The following is a 14,509-nucleotide window of genomic DNA, read 5'->3' on the forward strand; positions in this document are numbered from 1 at the left end:
ACGTACGAGGTGGACAGGAACGCTGTGGACAGGGACGCCGCCCGCGACGCCGCGGCCAAGGCGATCTCCTCGGCCGTGGCGGAGGCCGAGCTGGAGGTGGAGCGCCCCCGCGAGGGGTCGTTCCTGGTCACTCTGCCGGGGAAGGCCAAGCTCAAGACCCTGGTGTGGCTGGAGGTGGGTCCGCACAGTCTCACCCTGACGTCGTTCTTCTGCCGTCAGCCCGACGAGAACCACGCCGACTTCTACCTGTGGCTGATGCGCCGCAGCGCCGACATGTACGGGATGGCCTTCGTCGCGGACGAGGTCGGCGACGTCTACGTCCGCGGCCGCCTGCCGCTGGAGGGCGTCACCCCGGAGGAGGTCGACCGGCTGCTGGGGTGCGTGCTCACCTACTCGGACGAGAACTTCAACGGCGCACTGGAGCGCGGGTTCGCCTCGGCCATCCGCAAGGAGTGGCGCTGGCGCGCCGAACGCGGCCACGACATGCGCAACCTTCGGGCCTTCGCGCACCTGGTCGAGCCCCGGAACGAGGGGTAGGCCGCCTCGGTCCCGTCCGCGCCCTCCGCAAGCGGGCGGGCGGACGCCCGAGCGCGGCGCCCGGGTGGCTAGGCTTGCCCCCATGGGAACTCTGGTACTGCTGCGACACGGTGAGAGCGTCTGGAACGCGAAGGGCCTGTTCACCGGATGGGTGGACGTGGACCTCTCCGCGACGGGTGAGGAGGAGGCCCGCAGGGGCGGCGAGCTGCTCAAGGAGGCCGGCGTACGGCCGGACGTGGTCTACACCTCCCTGCTCAAGCGCGCGATCCGCACCGCGAACCTCGCCCTGGACGCCGCCGACCTGCACTGGCTGCCGGTCGAGCGCACCTGGCGCCTCAACGAGCGCCACTACGGCGCCCTGCAGGGCAAGGACAAGGCGCAGACGCGCGAGGAGTACGGCGAAGAGCAGTTCATGATCTGGCGCCGCTCCTACGACACCCCGCCGCCGCCCATCGCGGACGGCGACACCTACTCGCAGGCCGGTGACGCCCGCTACGGCGAACTGCCGCCGGAGCTGCTGCCGCGCACCGAGTGCCTCAAGGACGTGCTGGAGCGGGCCCTGCCGTACTGGTACGACTCGATCGTGCCGGACCTGGCCGCGGGCAAGACGGTGCTGGTCGCCGCGCACGGCAACTCGCTGCGCGCGCTGGTCAAGCACCTGGACGGCGTCAGCGACGCCGACATCGCCGGGCTGAACATCCCGACGGGCATCCCGCTGCGCTACGACCTGGACGACCAGTTCAAGCCGACCAACCCCGGCGGCACCTACCTCGACCCGGAGGCGGCCAAGTCCGCCATCGAGGCCGTCGCCAACCAGGGCAAGAAGTAGGACTCTGAGGGTCCCCTCCGCTCCCGTGCCCGCGCCACCGCCGGTGGTGCGGGCACACCGCTGTCCGGGGTCGGGCGGGAATGCCGGGGTCCGGGGCCTGGCAGCGCGGGGGCATGCCGAAACGGGCGGAGGCCGGGCCTCCCCCTTTACCAAGCTAGGGCCGTGCGCGGGGTCCGCGCCAGAGCCGGTCGCGGCCTGTGGACGACGCCGGACGCCTCAGTAGACGAGGGCCTGCGCGCCGTCCTGGACGGCCTCCTCGACGAAGGACGGCGCCCCGGCGATGCGCACGCCCTCGATCAGGTCGTCCCCGGTCAGGTCGCGTCGGGCGGCGCACTGGGTGCACACCGTCACCCGGCCCGCGGCGAGCACCGCGTCGAGCAGGTCCTTGAGGGGGGCGGCGTGCGGGAGGGAGAACCGCTCGGCACGGCCGGGGACCGCGAACCACGCCGACTCACCGGTCAGCCAGAGGGAGACCCCGACGCCGCTGGCCAGGGCGGCCGCGGCCACCGTGAACGCCTGGTTGCACCGCTCGGGATCGTCCTCCCCGGCGGTGACCTTGATCACCAAGGAACGAGACATGCCCGCCAGCCTACTCAGAGCGCGGCGGCGGTCAGCACGGCGCCCGCGATCGAGCAGACCGCGAGGGCGACGGTGAGTACCAGGGCCTCGGTGCGGCGCGGGGAGATCCGCACCGGCTGGTCGTCCACACCGTGCTCGATGCTGAGCGCCCCGTCCTCGGGGGCGGCCAGGACCACGCGCCCCTCACGCACCTGGACCCGGCCCGTGACGCGGATGCGGGCGCCCGGCCGGATCACCCACTCGCGGTACTCGAACTCGATGGTCTCGCCCCGGAAGACGCCCGAGATGCGGCCGCGCACGCGGGGCAGCAGGTCGTCCGCGGGTGAGGCCACACCCGGCTGCGGGCGGCCCACCACGCGCTTGAGGCACAGCTCGGCGCCCCGCGGCTCGGCGTCGCCCGGGTCGACGAAGATCCGGTTGCCGTCGCCGGGGCGGCCCTCGGCGACGATGCCGAACAGGTCCTCGGAGCCGTAGTCGGCGATGGAGTCGCAGGCCCGTTCGCGGACCGCGCCCCCGGCCGGGTCGCGGTTGAGCGGCCAGTAGTGGCGCAGCACCTCGTGGCCGTGCCAGACGCACTCGGCACCGGCCAGACCGGAGGAGATGGGACCGTCGGGACCGGGAGCGGCGACACCGGTGAGCGTGACGCGCTGCCCCTCATTGGCCGCCAGCACACCCGGGCGCAGCTGGGCCAGTCCCCGCTGGCGCAGCCAGCGCCGCAGGGCGATCACGGTCAGGGGAAGGAGGACCACCGCGGCCACGAGCAGCGCCGAACCGATCACCAGTAACACAGGCCGCCCCTTTGGAAAACGCGTCGGAGGTCTAGGCGCGGTCGGCAGAACACGCCCCGTGGCCGCACCGCGCTGCTGACAATCTTTACCAGTTCTCCGGGAAAGCGGGGCCAATTGGGCATGTCCAGACCGGGGCTGGGGGGTGGCGGTCGCCACGGTGCGCCGTAGGCGGTCACCGCCACCTCCAGCCGCCGCTACGCTCTGGGGATATGGACGCTGAGGTACACCCCGATCTGGCGAAACTGTCCTTCCTGCTCGGCCGTTGGGAGGGCGTGGGCGTCGCCGGCTACGCCGACGTGGAGGAGTTCCAGTTCGGCCAGGAGATCGAGTTCGCGCACAACGCGGGCCTGCCCTACCTGACCTTCACGAGCAGGGCCTGGCGGATGACTCCGGAGGGCACCCGCGGTGAGCTGGTCACCGAGGAGTCGGGGTACTGGCGTGTGCGGCCCGAGACGGGCGCGGAGCCCAAGGAGGGTGAGCCCGTCGTGCACCTGGAGGTGCTGATCGCGCACCCCGAGGGCTTCAACGAGGTGTACCTGGGCAACGTGTTCGCGAACCGGGTGGAGATGTCCACCGACGCGGTGGTGCACACCGAGACCGGGATCGACGCGACCGCCTCGCACCGGCTGTACGGCCTGTTCGGCGACAACCGGGAGACGCTGGGATACGCCTGGGACCTGGCCGCGCGCGGCCACAGTCTGCGCTCGTACATGTCGGCGCAGCTCAAGAGGGTCGACACGAAGTAGTCGAGCCGGGGTCGGGCATGGGCAGACCCCGGGCTGTTCCCGCCGCTGGGGCGGGGCCGGTCGGACGAGTTCCGGCGGCCCGGGGTCCGGGTGTCCGTCTGGGATTCGCTGCGAACGACGTCGCGCGAACGCGAGCGTCGTCCTAGCGGACGGCCACCTCGCCAGTCCTAAGATCAACCATCTCTTGGACCACCTCCTTTCTTGCGTGCCTCCGACACTACGTCCCGTGCCGGAGGTGGGGCAAATGTTTTTTCTGTGCGCGAAACCGCAGGTGGGGACGGCGTTTCCGACCCCTTGGCGGGGCGACCAGGACGTGCTCCGTGGGCGCTGCCCGTCGCGAGCAGCGCATCCAGTGGTGCTATCGCAAGGCCGAGGAGGGAGTTCCCCTACTGTGCCTGCCTCGCAAGCTCGGCAGTGTCGCACAGCGGGGGCCCGCCCGGGGTTGGCTGTCGACTGACGAGAACGCAGCGAGAGTGCTGCTGGGGCGATGCGCAGCAGGGTATGTGCCCGCGGAACATGTCCTAGGCTCGGCGGTATGACTTCGCCGCTGCTGAGCACACCGGGCGCCGTGAGCGCCGAGTCCCCCGACTCCGGAGTCGCCGCGCACTACGGCGACCCCGCGCACGAGGGACGCGCCATCGAACGTTCGAGCGCGTGGGTCGACCGGAGCAACCGGGGTGTGGTGCGGGTGACCGGCCCCGACCGCCTGGGCTGGCTCAACGACCTCACCAGCCAGTTGACCCGGGGCCTGACCCCGGGGACCGCCACCGAGACACTGGTCCTGGACACCAAGGGGCACCTGCGGCACCACCTGTCGCTGGTGGACGACGGCGAGGCCACGTGGGTCCACACCGAGCCGGAGGGCGGCGCGGAGCTGGCGGGGTTCCTCGGCTCGATGCGGTTCATGCTGCGTGTCGAGGTGGAGGACCTGAGCGGTTCCCACGCGGTGCTGAGCGTGCTCGGCCCAGGCCGTGCCGAGGCCGTGGAGGCAGCGTCGCTCGGTGACGTGCCCGTGCGCGCGGCCGAGGGCGAGACCGACCTGTTCCTACCCGCCGAACGGCTCGTCGGGGCCGCCGAGGCGCTCACGGCGGCCGGGGCACGCCCGGCGGGCATGTGGGCCTACGAGGCGAACCGGATCGCGGAGCACCGGGTGCGCGCGGGTCTGGACACCGACGAGCGCACCATCCCGCACGAGGTGGACTGGGTGGGCCGCGCGGTGCACCTGGAGAAGGGCTGCTACCCGGGCCAGGAGACGGTGGCGCGGGTGCACAACCTGGGCCGTCCGCCGCGCCGACTGATCATGCTGCACCTGGACGGCACCGCCGAGCGCCTGCCGGAGGTGGGTGCCCCCATCGAACTGGACGGGCGCTCCGTGGGACGGGTGGGCACGTCGGCCCGCCACCACGAGCTGGGGCCGATCGCCCTGGGCGTGGTCAAGCGCGCGGCTCCCACCGACGCCGACCTGGTGGTGGACGGCATCGCCGCCGGGCAGGAGGTCGTGGTGGACCCCGACACGGGCGCCAACGCCAAGATCGAGCTGCGCCGCCGTCCGCGTTAGGCGGGTTCGAGGAGGCCGCGGCCTCCGATGTGGACCTCGGCGAACTCGGTCCCGGTCGGCGCCAGGAACAGGATGTGGGTGGTGACGCTCTCCCCGGGGTTGATCTCGTCCCAGAAGTAGTCCCACGCCACGATGATCTCGGCGTCGACGTCGTTGGCGTACTCCAGGCCCTTGGTGGTCACGCCGATGGTCCCGTAGCTGTCGAAGACCGCGGGCGCGGAGCCCTGGTTGGTGACGTCGAGCCGGTAGACGTGGAACTCGGAGTCCGGGGGCGCGACGGCGGACGCCCCCATCCCGTCGGTGACGGTGGTGTCGGTGTAGGCCGCCTCCACCTCCACCAGGAAGGTGTCGAAGACGGCGGAGGCCCCGTTGTAGGACTCCGGCGGTACCGACTGCGGGTCGGGCTCCGCCTCACCCGCGGACGGTTCCTCCTGCTCGGGTCCGGGGTCCGGAGCTGTGGGGTCAGGTGCGGAAGGGTCCGGTGGGGCCGGGTCCGGCGCCGACGGGTCCGGTGTGGCGGGCTCCTGGTCGCTGCCGGGCCCTGGTTCCGGCTGCTCCACGACCAGCCGGGCCTCGGGGAGCGGGGCGCTCTCCAGCGAGACCACGGTGGCGACGCACCCGGCTCCGGCCAGGAGGACGGCGACGGGTACGGCCAGGGCCCGGACGACGGAACCGGGCCCTCCGTGCGGTGGTGGGTGACGGCCGCTGGTGCTCATGTTGGTGTGACGCACGGCACGCGCGGTTCATTCCGTCCCGGGGTGCCTTCTGCCTGGTGAGCCACCAGATGACCCTGCCCAGCCAGCGCTTTCCTCGTTCAGCCCCACTGGACATAAGAACATCGTTATTTTCTCCTGTATGTGGGAAATTTTGATGCTGGAGCCCGTCGAGGAGTGGTACCTCAAGCTCCGGGCTGATGATCCGGTCACCGCGACGCGGTTTGACGCTGCTCTTCAGCCAGTTGGAAAGCCACGGTCCTGATCTGACACGTCCGCTAGCCGACAGGATCAAAGGCAGTCGGATACACAACCTCAAGGAGCTTCGGCCTGGGTCCTCAGGAAGGAGCGAGATCCGCGTACTTTTCGTGTTCGATCCCGAGCGGCAAGCAGTGCTCCTGGTGGCCGGTGACAAGTCCGGGCAGTGGAACAAGTGGTACCAGAAGAACATCCCGGTGGCAGAGCAGCGCTATCTGGAACACCTGGGGCAGCGAGAGGATGAGCAGGCATGAAGGCGCGTAGTTGGCGAGAGATCCAAGCGGAGTCCGAAAAGCTCGATCCCTGGTTCGCTTCTGAGGAGGCCCAGGCTGTCTTCGATGCGGAAACCGCCCGCATCGAGGCCGAACGTCAGGGTTACGCGCTCTCCTCCCTGCGCAAGGAGAGCGGGAGGACCCAGAAGGAGGTCGCCCAGGTCATGGGGGTGAGCCAGGCCCGGATCTCCCAGATCGAGCACGGGCGGATCGACAGCCTGGAACTCCTGCGGTCCTACATCAGCGCCATCGGCGGCGAACTGCACCTGAGGGTCGACCAGGGACCGCTGAGCGTCACGCTCGACATCCCCGGAAACGACGCCGCTGCCGCGACCGGAACCGCGGAGGAGTCCGACGCCCCCACGGGTGAGCGCGACGCCGCGTGAGAACGACGGGCTCGGCCGTACGGCCGAGCCCGTCGGGTGGGTCGGAGGTGGATCAGACGGTGAGGACGATCTTTCCCCGGGTGCGTCCGGCCTGGCTCAGGCGCCAGGCCTCGGCCGCCTCGGACAGCGGGAACTCACGGTCCACGTGCACGGTGAGCCTGCCGGCGTCGGCCAGGCGGGCCAGCTCGGCGAGACCCTCGGAGTCCGGGCGCACCCACAGCCAGTGCCCGCCCAACTCCTGGACGTTCGGGTCGGCGATGGACACGATCCGCGCGGGGCCGCCCACCAGCGGCAGCGACTCCTGGGCCACTCCCCCGCCGACGAAGTCGAGCACCGCGTCAACGCCCTCCGGGGCCAGGGCGCGGACCCGGTCGACGAGGCCGTCCCCGTAGACCACGGGCTCGGCGCCCAGGGAGCGCAGGAAGTCGTGGTTGCGCTCGCTGGCGGTACCGATGACGCGTGCGCCGCGGGCGACGGCGATCTGGACTCCGAACGCTCCGACACCGCCCGCCGCGGCGTGGACGAGCACCGTGTCACCGGAGCTGACCCCCGCCCGTTCGAGGGACTGGAGGGCGGTGAGGCCCGCCAGCGGGACGCCGGCGGTCTCCTGCCAGCTCAGCGACTCCGGCTTGGGCGCGAGCATGCGCACGCTGGCCGACACCAGCTCGGCGTAGGTGCCGTTCTTGGCCCAGTCCTTGCGGGCGTAGCCGTAGACCTCGTCACCGACCTCGTACTCGTGCGCGTCGGGTCCGACCGCCTCGACGACACCAGCGACGTCCCAGCCGGGGACGAGCGGGAAGTCCGCCTCGATGAGGGCGTCCAGGCCGCCCGCCGCGAGCTTCCAGTCCACGGGGTTGACCCCCGCGGCCCGCACCCGGATGAGGACCTCGCTCGGGGCGACCTTCGGATCGGGAAGGTCCACCAGGGCGAGGTCGTCGGCCGATCCGTACTGCTGTAGTGCGATTGCCTTCATGCACACAACAGCGGTCACGTCCCGGAGTTCATTCCCTACGGGCGGACACGAGGGGCCCGACGGGACGTACCCGTCGGGCCCTTCGGGACGCGGTGTCAGCGCATGGCGGCGGCGAGGCGCTCGTCGTGCAGGCGCTCGCCCCAGGAGGGGGCGAGCGGGGCCACCTGGCCCACGCGCCAGCGCAGCAGGAGGTCGGCCAGCTGCGGGTTGCGCGGCAGGGCCGGGCCGTGCAGGTAGGTGCCCAGCACCTGACCCTGGTAGGCGCCCTCGGTGCGGTCGTCGTTGCCGATACCGCGCACCGTGGTGGACAGCGGCCGGGCCGAGGGGCCGATGGCCGTGCGGCCCTGGTGGTTCTCGAAGCCGGTGATCCGGCCCACGCCCAGGGCCGGGTCCACGTCCGCGACGATCTCGCCGACCGCGCGTGTCTGGCCGCGGCCGCTGCGGATGTCGATGATGCCCACGCCGGGGAGCGGGTTGGCCTCGTCGTCGCCGTAGGTCTCGCCGATGATCTGGTACCCGGCGCACACCGCGAAGACGCAGGCGCCACGGGCGGCGGCGCGGGCCAGGCCGCCGTCGGCGCGCAGGCGTTCGGCGGCCAGGATCTGCGGCCGGTCCTCGCCGCCGCCGAGCAGGTAGATGTCGCCCTGCTCGGGAACGGAGTCGCTGGAGTGGACGTGCACGATCTCGGTGGGGATGCCGCGCAGTTCGGCGCGGCGCTTGAGGATCAGGACGTTGCCCTGGTCCCCGTAGGTGCTCAGCAGGTCGGGGTAGATCCACACGATCCGCAGGGCGCTGGTGTTCGTCATGGGTGGTCTCCCTACTGGACGCGGCCGTACGCCGTGCGGATCTGCTGGAAGGCGGTGTAGTTGGCGATGAGGTCGACCTTGGTGATGTCGGGCTGGTCGGCCTTGATGCGGCCCAGGACCTCGTCGACCCGGTCGGCCACCTCGAACCGCACGCCGTCGGTCTCCAGGCGCAGTGCGAGGTCGGTGCGGCGCTCGCCCATGACGAACACGCGGCGGCCGCGCAGGACGGTGTAGTCCACGTCCCACAGCCAGGAGGTGTCCTTGCCGTCGGGGATCTGCGCGTTGACCGAGAGGATCACCGGGGTGCGGGGCGGGTCCAGGACGGCGAAGGACTCCAGCCATCCGGCGGGGTTCTTGGAGAGCAGCAGCCGCACCTCGACGCCCATGGTCACCACGGAGGTGTAGCGGCCCGCGACGGAGGTGATCTCGCGCAGCCGCTCCACGGTGCGCTCGGGGTGGATGCCGTACCCGGCGGCGGTGGCGGCGGCGATCGCGGCGTTGGAGCGGTTGGCGTCACCGGGCAGGTTCAGCCGCAGCTTGATGCTCTGTCCCTCCGGGGTGACGAGGGAGTCGGAGGCGTTGTCCACCGCCCAGGTGGTCGAGGGTCGGGCCAGTCCGCACTCGGGGCAGGCCCAGTACGGGTCCACGTCGCGCTTGAGGTGGCCGCCGCACTCGGGGCAGCACCAGGAGTCCTCCTTCCAGCGCTGTCCCGCGGACACCCAGGTGGCGTTGGGCGCGCCCAGGCCCGCCCAGGCCACGAGCGGGTCGTCGGCGTTGGCGATGACGTGGGCGTTGCTCTTGCCCAGCGCGAGGCGCCACTTCTTGGCGAGCAGGTTGATCTCGGAGGCGCGGTCCATCTGGTCACGGCTGAGGTTCATCAGCACCACGAACGCGGGCTGCGTGGCGAGCAGCACCTGCGGGAGGTACTTCTCGTCCACCTCCAACACGCCGTTGACGGCGGACTGGTTGTCCGACAGCGCCGTGATGTGCCCGGTGGGCATGTTCGCGCCGTGCTCGTTGGTGGCCACGTCGCCGAACTCGCGCAGGGCGTGTGAGATGAGCCTGGTGGTGGTGGTCTTGCCGTTGGTGGCGCTGACCAGGGTGAGCCTGCGGCCCCGGGCGAGCTTGGCGAGCAGGTCGGGTTCGACCTTGAGCGCCACCCGGCCGCCGATGACGGAGCCGTCTCCGCGTCCGGTGGCACGGGACAGGCTGGCCGCGCTCCTTCCCAGAACCGATGCCAGTTGGGCGCGCAGGGGAAGCTCGCTCATCTACTCTCCAGTAAGTGCTGGACCGCCCGCGCCGTTCGCTCCTGGGAGGCGGCGGGCGGTGTGTCGGGCCAAGCCTAGTGTCCACCCGGGGTCAGACCCGCCAGTCCAACCTCTCGGGCGGCGGTCCCAGGTTGGGCGGCACCCCTTCGTCGACGGCCCCCGGCGGCGCGGGAGACCCGTCCGCGGCGGCGGTGCCGTCGGGTGTGTCGGTCAGGGCGGCGGGATCCGCGCTCGGGACGCGGGGGCGGCCGCCTGCGGTACCGCGCCCCCTCGCGGCTCCGGCCGCGGCGCCACCGTCTCCAACGCCCGGTGTGTTACCGGTGTTCCGGGAGTCGTCCACCGTGGCGAGTGTGGCTGTGGACAGCGTGAGGATACCCGGGTTGGTGTCGGCCAGCACGGGACCGTCGGCGGTCAGGACCACGGCGGCCGTGGCGGGGAGCCGGCGCAGCGACTCGGCGTCCAGACCGCAGGGGCGGCCGGGGGCCGTGCCGTCGTCCTCGGCGGCGGACCCAGCGGTGCCGGTCTCCTGGACGGTGGCCCGCCCCCAGGCGGTGGCGGATCTCACATGGCGGACGAGGTCGAGGGGCGCGATCGCCGCCGCGGCGTTGCGGATCACCGCGCCGGACTCGGTGTGCGGGGAGGGGAAGAACCGGTCGTCGGCCTCCACCTCGGCGTCGGGGTCCTCCGGCTCACCCGTGGCCGCGCCGCCCGCGGCCTCGCCGACCGCCTCGGTGAGGCGGTGCGCCCACAGCCCGCCGGGACCGTGCCCGGTAACACCGGGCACGGCGGCCACGGCGCGCCCGACGGCCTCCGCCGAACCCCCGTCCTGGCGCATCACCACCGGCAGGCAGGCGGGGTCGGAGAGCCGGGCGAGCGCGGCGGGGGCGGCGGTGCGGAACATCAGGACGACCTCAACCCCTCCGTCGGCGGCCGCGGAGAGGACCTGGTCGATCTCCCCCTCGGGGAGGGACTCGGCGCCGCAGACCACGACGGTGCGGGTCCGGTCCGGGCGCACGCGGGGGCGCACGCCGTCCGCGTTCCTGGGTTCGGGCGCCTCCAGCAGCTCGCTGAGCGCGGACACGGCGTAGGTGCCGTAGACGCGCGCGGCGGTCTCACCGGAAGCCCGGTCGGTGGAGATGATCTTGACCTGCGCGTAGTCGTTGTCGTCCGCCCGTGTACCGACGGCCTCGAAGGGGCTGAGGCGGCGCTCCAGTTCCCAGGCCCGCGCCCCGATGTGCGGTCCGCCGGCGCAGCGCTCGCGCACCCGGGTCCGCTGCCCCGGCGTGAGCAGGGCGAGCGCGGGGTCGTCCTCGGCGGCGTCCTCCTCAGGGGTGAGCAGGGCGCGCAGGCCGCCGATGAGTTCGGCGATCCCGGCGTGCGGTCCCAGGACCTCCAGCAGGCGGAGCAGGAGCGTCTCGTCGGCGTCGGCCTCCGCGGTGCCACCGGAGGCGGACGCGACCGCGGAGAGGATGCGCGCGCGCTGGCCCGCGTCCAGGTTGGTGCCCAGGGTCATCCGGGGCAGGTCGGCGGGGAGCACCCACCGGCGCGGGGCGACGGCACAGCGGCGGGCCAGTCGGACGAGTTCGCGGGCCACGGAGTGCCCGGTGAGGTCGACCACGGTGAGGTCGCCGCCCTCGCGCAGCCGGGAGACGCCGACGGTGGCGAGCAGCGCCGACCATCCTGCGTCGTCCCCGCCCACCACGACGACGGCGTTCCTGTCCGCGGGGACGGTCACCCCGTACCAGAGCGGCTGCGCCTCGTAGGCCCGGGAGGCCGCCTGCCACTCGGTGTACCTGCGGGCGTGCTCGTGCTGTTGTTCGCGCAGGACCCGGTCGCGTTCCTCGCGTTCGGCGGCCAGGCGTTCCCTGGCCCTCTCCAGCCGGTCGGCGACGACCTGGCGGCTCTGGACGAGGGCGAAGGCGATGGGCGCGGCGATGGCGGCGCAGGCGAACACGCCGCCGAGGGCGAAGCTGCCGGGAAGGATGCGCAGGGTCCACAGCAGCGGCAGCAGCAGGGTGAGGAGGGCGAGCCCGGCCAGGGCGAAGTAGAGGGGCCGGTTGGTCTGGGCCTCGCTGTCGCGCTGGGCGGCGATCCACTCCTCACTGACGGTCTCGGCGTCGACCGGGGTCGGCCGCCGCGGGGCCGGTCCGGGAGGCGGCAGGAGCACGGCGTGCCGCCAGCCGACGTAGGTACGTCCGGCCTCTCCTCGGGACGCTCCTCCCGAACGGGGGTTGGGCACCGTCCGAACACCTCCTGACCAGCCGTCGCGGGGGCGGCCGGGGACTCGTTCACGCGGGGCTCCGGCCCGGGCCGGAGCGTGGGCGAAATGCCGTCACCCGCCCGCCGCGCTTGTCACGGCCCCGCCGGAACCGGTCGCGGGCACGAAGGGTGCCGGTGAGCGCGGGTGGAGTGGCCGTCGATCTCAGTCAAGCAGCAGCGCGCACCGCTTTCCAGCCCCGCCCCGGACCTGTGGAAAACCCGTCGCGAACCCCACGGAGGTGGAGGGGATCCGCGTTCCGCCCCTGTCCCCAGGGGTGCCGAGCCGCACCGGTCGCACGGGCAGCGCGTGCCCGCACCCGGCGCCGGTGGCGAGGGGCCGCCGTGTCAGCGCCTCCCCAGGGGGCAGGGGAAGGGGAACAGAAGAAGAGAGGACGCCCCCTTCCGAGGAGTGACCCCCCATTCCTGAACCGCTGCTGTCCACACTCCTGCTCGTCGCCGTTCTGGTCCTCCTGGTCTGCGCATGTACCTGTCTGTATCTGGGGACCAGATGGAACCGTCGCCACGGTCGCCCCCGCTGGCCCGGCCTCACCATCGACGATGAGGCCGCGCGGATGCGGTCGCTGCCCCAGGAGATCCGCCGCGCTGCGGACCGTGCCATACGCCGGGGCGAGGCGGTGGACGACCCGGAGCTCGCCGCGGTCGTGTGCCGACGGGCCCGCATCCGCCGCCGGACGGAGGAGAACCCCTGGACGGCGGCGTCCCAGGTCTTCAACATCCTGATGCTGGCCTGTGTCATGTGCGGACAGGTCGTGCTCGGGACGTTCACCTACCGCTTCCTCTGGGTTCCCGCCGCCTTCGTGGCGCTGACCGCCCTCCTCCAGCTCCACCGCTGGCGGAAGCTGCGGCGCACCGCCACCGCCATCGAGCTCAACCTTCCCCTGGCGGAACGGGGTGGGGAGTAGACCCCGGGGCTGGGGTCGGGCATCCTCTCCCGTACCGCACGGGACGGGTCAGCGCCCCTGCGCAGGGGCCGGGACCAGGAGTGCGCGGGGCCCGGGACGGCGCGGGGCGCCGGTGCCGGACGGTCTCCCGTCGGCACCGGCGCCCCGTACGCCTGAGGTCGCTCGGCCGTCTAGGCCTGCACCTGGAGGTCGATGACCTTGCCCACCTCGGCCCGCACCGTGTACTCGCCGGTGAAGCCCTTCGAGGCGAGCACGCGCACCTTCCAGGAGCCGTCGGCAGCGAAGAAGCGGAACGTGCCCTCCTCGCCGGTGGCCACCTCCCCGACGAAGTCGTCGGAGTCGTTCAGCAGGCGGGCGTAGGCCCCGCTCAGCGGCTGTCCGTCACGAGTGACCGTGCCCTGGATGACCGCCTGGTTCCCGGCGTCGACGTCGGCGAGGGCGACCCCGCCGACCGGCGCTCCGCAGCTGTCGCTCACTTGGCCTCGGCCTCCCCCAGCTCGACCGGGACGCCCACGAGGGAGCCGTACTCGGTCCACGAGCCGTCGTAGTTCTTGACGTTCTCCAGGCCCAGGATCTCGTGCAGGGCGAACCAGGTGTGCGAGGAGCGCTCGCCGATCCGGCAGTAGGCGATGATGTCCTTGTCCAGGTCAACGCCCGCGCCGGTGTAGAGCTCGCGCAGCTCGTCGGCGGTCTTGAAGGTGCCGTCCTCGTTGGCCGTCTTGGCCCACGGGATGTTGCGCGCGGTCGGGATGTGGCCCGGGCGCTGCGAGGTCTCCTGCGGCAGGTGCGCGGGAGCGAGCAGCTTGCCGGTGAACTCGTCGGGCGAGCGCACGTCGACCAGGTCCTTGGCGCCGATGGCCTGCACGACCTCGTCGCGGAAGGCGCGGATGGAGGCGTCCTGCTCCTGGGCGGTGTACTGGGTGGCGGCCCGCTCGGGGACCTCCTTGACGAGCTCGCGGGAGTCGAGCTCCCACTTCTTGCGGCCGCCGTCCAGCAGGCGGACGTTGGTGTGGCCGTAGAGCTTGAAGTACCAGTACGCGTAGGCGGCGAACCAGTTGTTGTTGCCGCCGTACAGGATGACCTGGTCGTCGTTGCCGATGCCCTTGGCGGACAGCAGCTTCTCGAAACCGGTGCGGTCCACGAAGTCGCGGCGGACCGGGTCCTGGAGGTCCGTCTTCCAGTCGATCTTGACGGCACCGGGGATGTGGCCCTTGTCGTAGGCGGACGTGTCCTCGTCGACCTCGACCAGGACCACGTCGGCGTCGTCCAGGTGAGCCTCCACCCAGTCGGCGTCCACGAGGACGTCGGAGCGGCTCATGGGGAACCTCCTGTGTTTCTTGTGCGGTGTCGTGTGTGCCGGTCGGTGCTCCCGGGGGCTGCCGTCCCGGGAGCGGGGGATGTCGAAAGTCTGCGGGGCGGTGCGGGGTTCCCGGTTCCGGCGCGGGCCGGGGTCGCCGGACGTGCTCCGAGGGGTCGGGGCACGCCGGATCCCGGGCGTACGGGGACAGCGGACAGCGGGCTGCGGAGCGGGTGTCGGACCGTCCGGACCACCGTGCCGGCGCAGGACGGAGAACGGCGGCCGAGGACGCGCAGGTCAACGGCTGCCGGGGCTCC

16 protein-coding genes are annotated in these 14,509 nt (G+C 72.2%); 7 read left to right on the forward strand and 9 right to left on the reverse strand.

What is annotated here, in order from left to right; translation table 11 throughout:
• Positions 1-9 precede the first annotated feature (9 nt).
• Both ACSIH6_RS09340 and ACSIH6_RS09345 read left to right on the forward strand, forming a co-directional pair.
• Complete coding sequence (locus ACSIH6_RS09340) at positions 10-537, forward strand: type III secretion system chaperone family protein (RefSeq protein ID WP_435107835.1); 528 nt, start codon at positions 10-12, stop codon at positions 535-537.
• Between the two features lie 82 nt (positions 538-619).
• Complete coding sequence (locus ACSIH6_RS09345; RefSeq protein ID WP_435107836.1) at positions 620-1,366, forward strand: phosphoglyceromutase; 747 nt, start codon at positions 620-622, stop codon at positions 1,364-1,366.
• A gap of 216 nt (positions 1,367-1,582) precedes the next feature.
• Here ACSIH6_RS09345 and ACSIH6_RS09350 read toward each other — a convergent pair whose 3' ends face one another.
• Positions 1,583-1,945 carry a DsrE family protein gene (locus ACSIH6_RS09350; protein WP_435107837.1) on the reverse strand — a complete coding sequence of 121 codons (363 nt, stop codon included), beginning with the start codon at positions 1,943-1,945 and terminating at the stop codon, positions 1,583-1,585.
• A 14-nt stretch (positions 1,946-1,959) separates the two neighbouring features.
• The gene (locus ACSIH6_RS09355; RefSeq protein WP_435107838.1) at positions 1,960-2,733 is read right to left on the reverse strand and encodes a GIDE domain-containing protein; all 774 of its coding nucleotides are present in this window, start codon (positions 2,731-2,733) and stop codon (positions 1,960-1,962) included.
• A gap of 209 nt (positions 2,734-2,942) precedes the next feature.
• Between ACSIH6_RS09355 and ACSIH6_RS09360 the strand changes: the two genes are divergently transcribed.
• The gene (locus tag ACSIH6_RS09360; RefSeq protein WP_435107839.1) at positions 2,943-3,479 is read left to right on the forward strand and encodes a nitrobindin family protein; all 537 of its coding nucleotides are present in this window, start codon (positions 2,943-2,945) and stop codon (positions 3,477-3,479) included.
• A gap of 535 nt (positions 3,480-4,014) precedes the next feature.
• Positions 4,015-5,037: a CAF17-like 4Fe-4S cluster assembly/insertion protein YgfZ gene (ygfZ, locus tag ACSIH6_RS09365; protein WP_435107840.1), complete on the forward strand. Its 1,023-nt coding sequence runs from the start codon at positions 4,015-4,017 to the stop codon at positions 5,035-5,037.
• Here the strand turns inward: ygfZ and ACSIH6_RS09370 are convergent.
• Positions 5,034-5,768 carry a DUF4352 domain-containing protein gene (locus ACSIH6_RS09370; protein ID WP_435107841.1) on the reverse strand — a complete coding sequence of 245 codons (735 nt, stop codon included), beginning with the start codon at positions 5,766-5,768 and terminating at the stop codon, positions 5,034-5,036. The genes ygfZ and ACSIH6_RS09370 overlap by 4 nt on opposite strands.
• A gap of 182 nt (positions 5,769-5,950) precedes the next feature.
• On the opposite strand from ACSIH6_RS09370, the gene ACSIH6_RS09375 reads away from it, so the two are divergent.
• Together ACSIH6_RS09375 and ACSIH6_RS09380 are read left to right on the forward strand one after the other, a co-directional pair.
• Positions 5,951-6,262 (forward strand): type II toxin-antitoxin system RelE/ParE family toxin, encoded by a 312-nt coding sequence (locus tag ACSIH6_RS09375; protein WP_435107842.1) that lies wholly within the window; start codon positions 5,951-5,953, stop codon positions 6,260-6,262.
• On the forward strand, positions 6,259-6,666 hold the full coding sequence (locus ACSIH6_RS09380; protein ID WP_435107843.1) for a helix-turn-helix domain-containing protein: 408 nt from the start codon (positions 6,259-6,261) through the stop codon (positions 6,664-6,666). Before ACSIH6_RS09375 ends, ACSIH6_RS09380 begins: the two co-directional genes overlap by 4 nt.
• A gap of 52 nt (positions 6,667-6,718) precedes the next feature.
• Here the strand turns inward: ACSIH6_RS09380 and ACSIH6_RS09385 are convergent, their stop codons facing one another.
• The 4 genes from ACSIH6_RS09385 to ACSIH6_RS09400 all read right to left on the reverse strand — a co-directional run bounded on the left by ACSIH6_RS09385 (position 6,719) and on the right by ACSIH6_RS09400 (position 11,952).
• On the reverse strand, positions 6,719-7,639 hold the full coding sequence (locus ACSIH6_RS09385) for an NADP-dependent oxidoreductase (RefSeq protein WP_435107844.1): 921 nt from the start codon (positions 7,637-7,639) through the stop codon (positions 6,719-6,721).
• A gap of 95 nt (positions 7,640-7,734) precedes the next feature.
• Positions 7,735-8,445 (reverse strand): type 1 glutamine amidotransferase, encoded by a 711-nt coding sequence (locus ACSIH6_RS09390; RefSeq protein ID WP_435107845.1) that lies wholly within the window; start codon positions 8,443-8,445, stop codon positions 7,735-7,737.
• 11 nt (positions 8,446-8,456) lie between these two features.
• Entirely contained in the window at positions 8,457-9,713 is a 1,257-nt protein-coding gene (locus ACSIH6_RS09395; protein WP_435107846.1) for a MurT ligase domain-containing protein, read from the reverse strand.
• A gap of 91 nt (positions 9,714-9,804) precedes the next feature.
• Positions 9,805-11,952, reverse strand: a complete 2,148-nt coding sequence (locus ACSIH6_RS09400) for a hypothetical protein (protein WP_435107847.1) — start codon at positions 11,950-11,952, stop codon at positions 9,805-9,807.
• A 592-nt stretch (positions 11,953-12,544) separates the two neighbouring features.
• Between ACSIH6_RS09400 and ACSIH6_RS09405 the strand changes: the two genes are divergently transcribed.
• Positions 12,545-12,895, forward strand: a complete 351-nt coding sequence (locus ACSIH6_RS09405; RefSeq protein ID WP_435107848.1) for a hypothetical protein — start codon at positions 12,545-12,547, stop codon at positions 12,893-12,895.
• A 170-nt stretch (positions 12,896-13,065) separates the two neighbouring features.
• Here the strand turns inward: ACSIH6_RS09405 and ACSIH6_RS09410 are convergent, their stop codons facing one another.
• Both ACSIH6_RS09410 and ACSIH6_RS09415 read right to left on the reverse strand, forming a co-directional pair.
• The gene (locus ACSIH6_RS09410; protein ID WP_130395465.1) at positions 13,066-13,371 is read right to left on the reverse strand and encodes a DUF1416 domain-containing protein; all 306 of its coding nucleotides are present in this window, start codon (positions 13,369-13,371) and stop codon (positions 13,066-13,068) included.
• The gene (locus ACSIH6_RS09415) at positions 13,368-14,213 is read right to left on the reverse strand and encodes a sulfurtransferase (RefSeq protein ID WP_435107849.1); all 846 of its coding nucleotides are present in this window, start codon (positions 14,211-14,213) and stop codon (positions 13,368-13,370) included. The genes ACSIH6_RS09410 and ACSIH6_RS09415 overlap by 4 nt, the downstream gene beginning before the upstream one ends.
• Positions 14,214-14,509 lie beyond the last annotated feature (296 nt).

Origin of the sequence: Nocardiopsis synnemataformans (assembly GCF_965343085.1) — a bacterium.
Classification (GTDB): domain Bacteria; phylum Actinomycetota; class Actinomycetes; order Streptosporangiales; family Streptosporangiaceae; genus Nocardiopsis; species Nocardiopsis alborubida.

Coding starts and splice junctions, on each gene's coding strand:
- ACSIH6_RS09395 (WP_435107846.1), bottom strand. CDS start 9,713: ATGAGCGAGCTTCCCCTGCGCGCCCAACTGGCATCGGTTCTGGGAAGG.
- ACSIH6_RS09350 (WP_435107837.1), bottom strand. CDS start 1,945: ATGTCTCGTTCCTTGGTGATCAAGGTCACCGCCGGGGAGGACGATCCC.
- ACSIH6_RS09415 (WP_435107849.1), bottom strand. CDS start 14,213: ATGAGCCGCTCCGACGTCCTCGTGGACGCCGACTGGGTGGAGGCTCAC.
- ACSIH6_RS09390 (WP_435107845.1), bottom strand. CDS start 8,445: ATGACGAACACCAGCGCCCTGCGGATCGTGTGGATCTACCCCGACCTG.
- ACSIH6_RS09360 (WP_435107839.1), top strand. CDS start 2,943: ATGGACGCTGAGGTACACCCCGATCTGGCGAAACTGTCCTTCCTGCTC.
- ACSIH6_RS09375 (WP_435107842.1), top strand. CDS start 5,951: ATGATCCGGTCACCGCGACGCGGTTTGACGCTGCTCTTCAGCCAGTTG.
- ACSIH6_RS09405 (WP_435107848.1), top strand. CDS start 12,545: ATGCGGTCGCTGCCCCAGGAGATCCGCCGCGCTGCGGACCGTGCCATA.
- ACSIH6_RS09385 (WP_435107844.1), bottom strand. CDS start 7,639: ATGAAGGCAATCGCACTACAGCAGTACGGATCGGCCGACGACCTCGCC.
- ygfZ (WP_435107840.1), top strand. CDS start 4,015: ATGACTTCGCCGCTGCTGAGCACACCGGGCGCCGTGAGCGCCGAGTCC.
- ACSIH6_RS09345 (WP_435107836.1), top strand. CDS start 620: ATGGGAACTCTGGTACTGCTGCGACACGGTGAGAGCGTCTGGAACGCG.
- ACSIH6_RS09380 (WP_435107843.1), top strand. CDS start 6,259: ATGAAGGCGCGTAGTTGGCGAGAGATCCAAGCGGAGTCCGAAAAGCTC.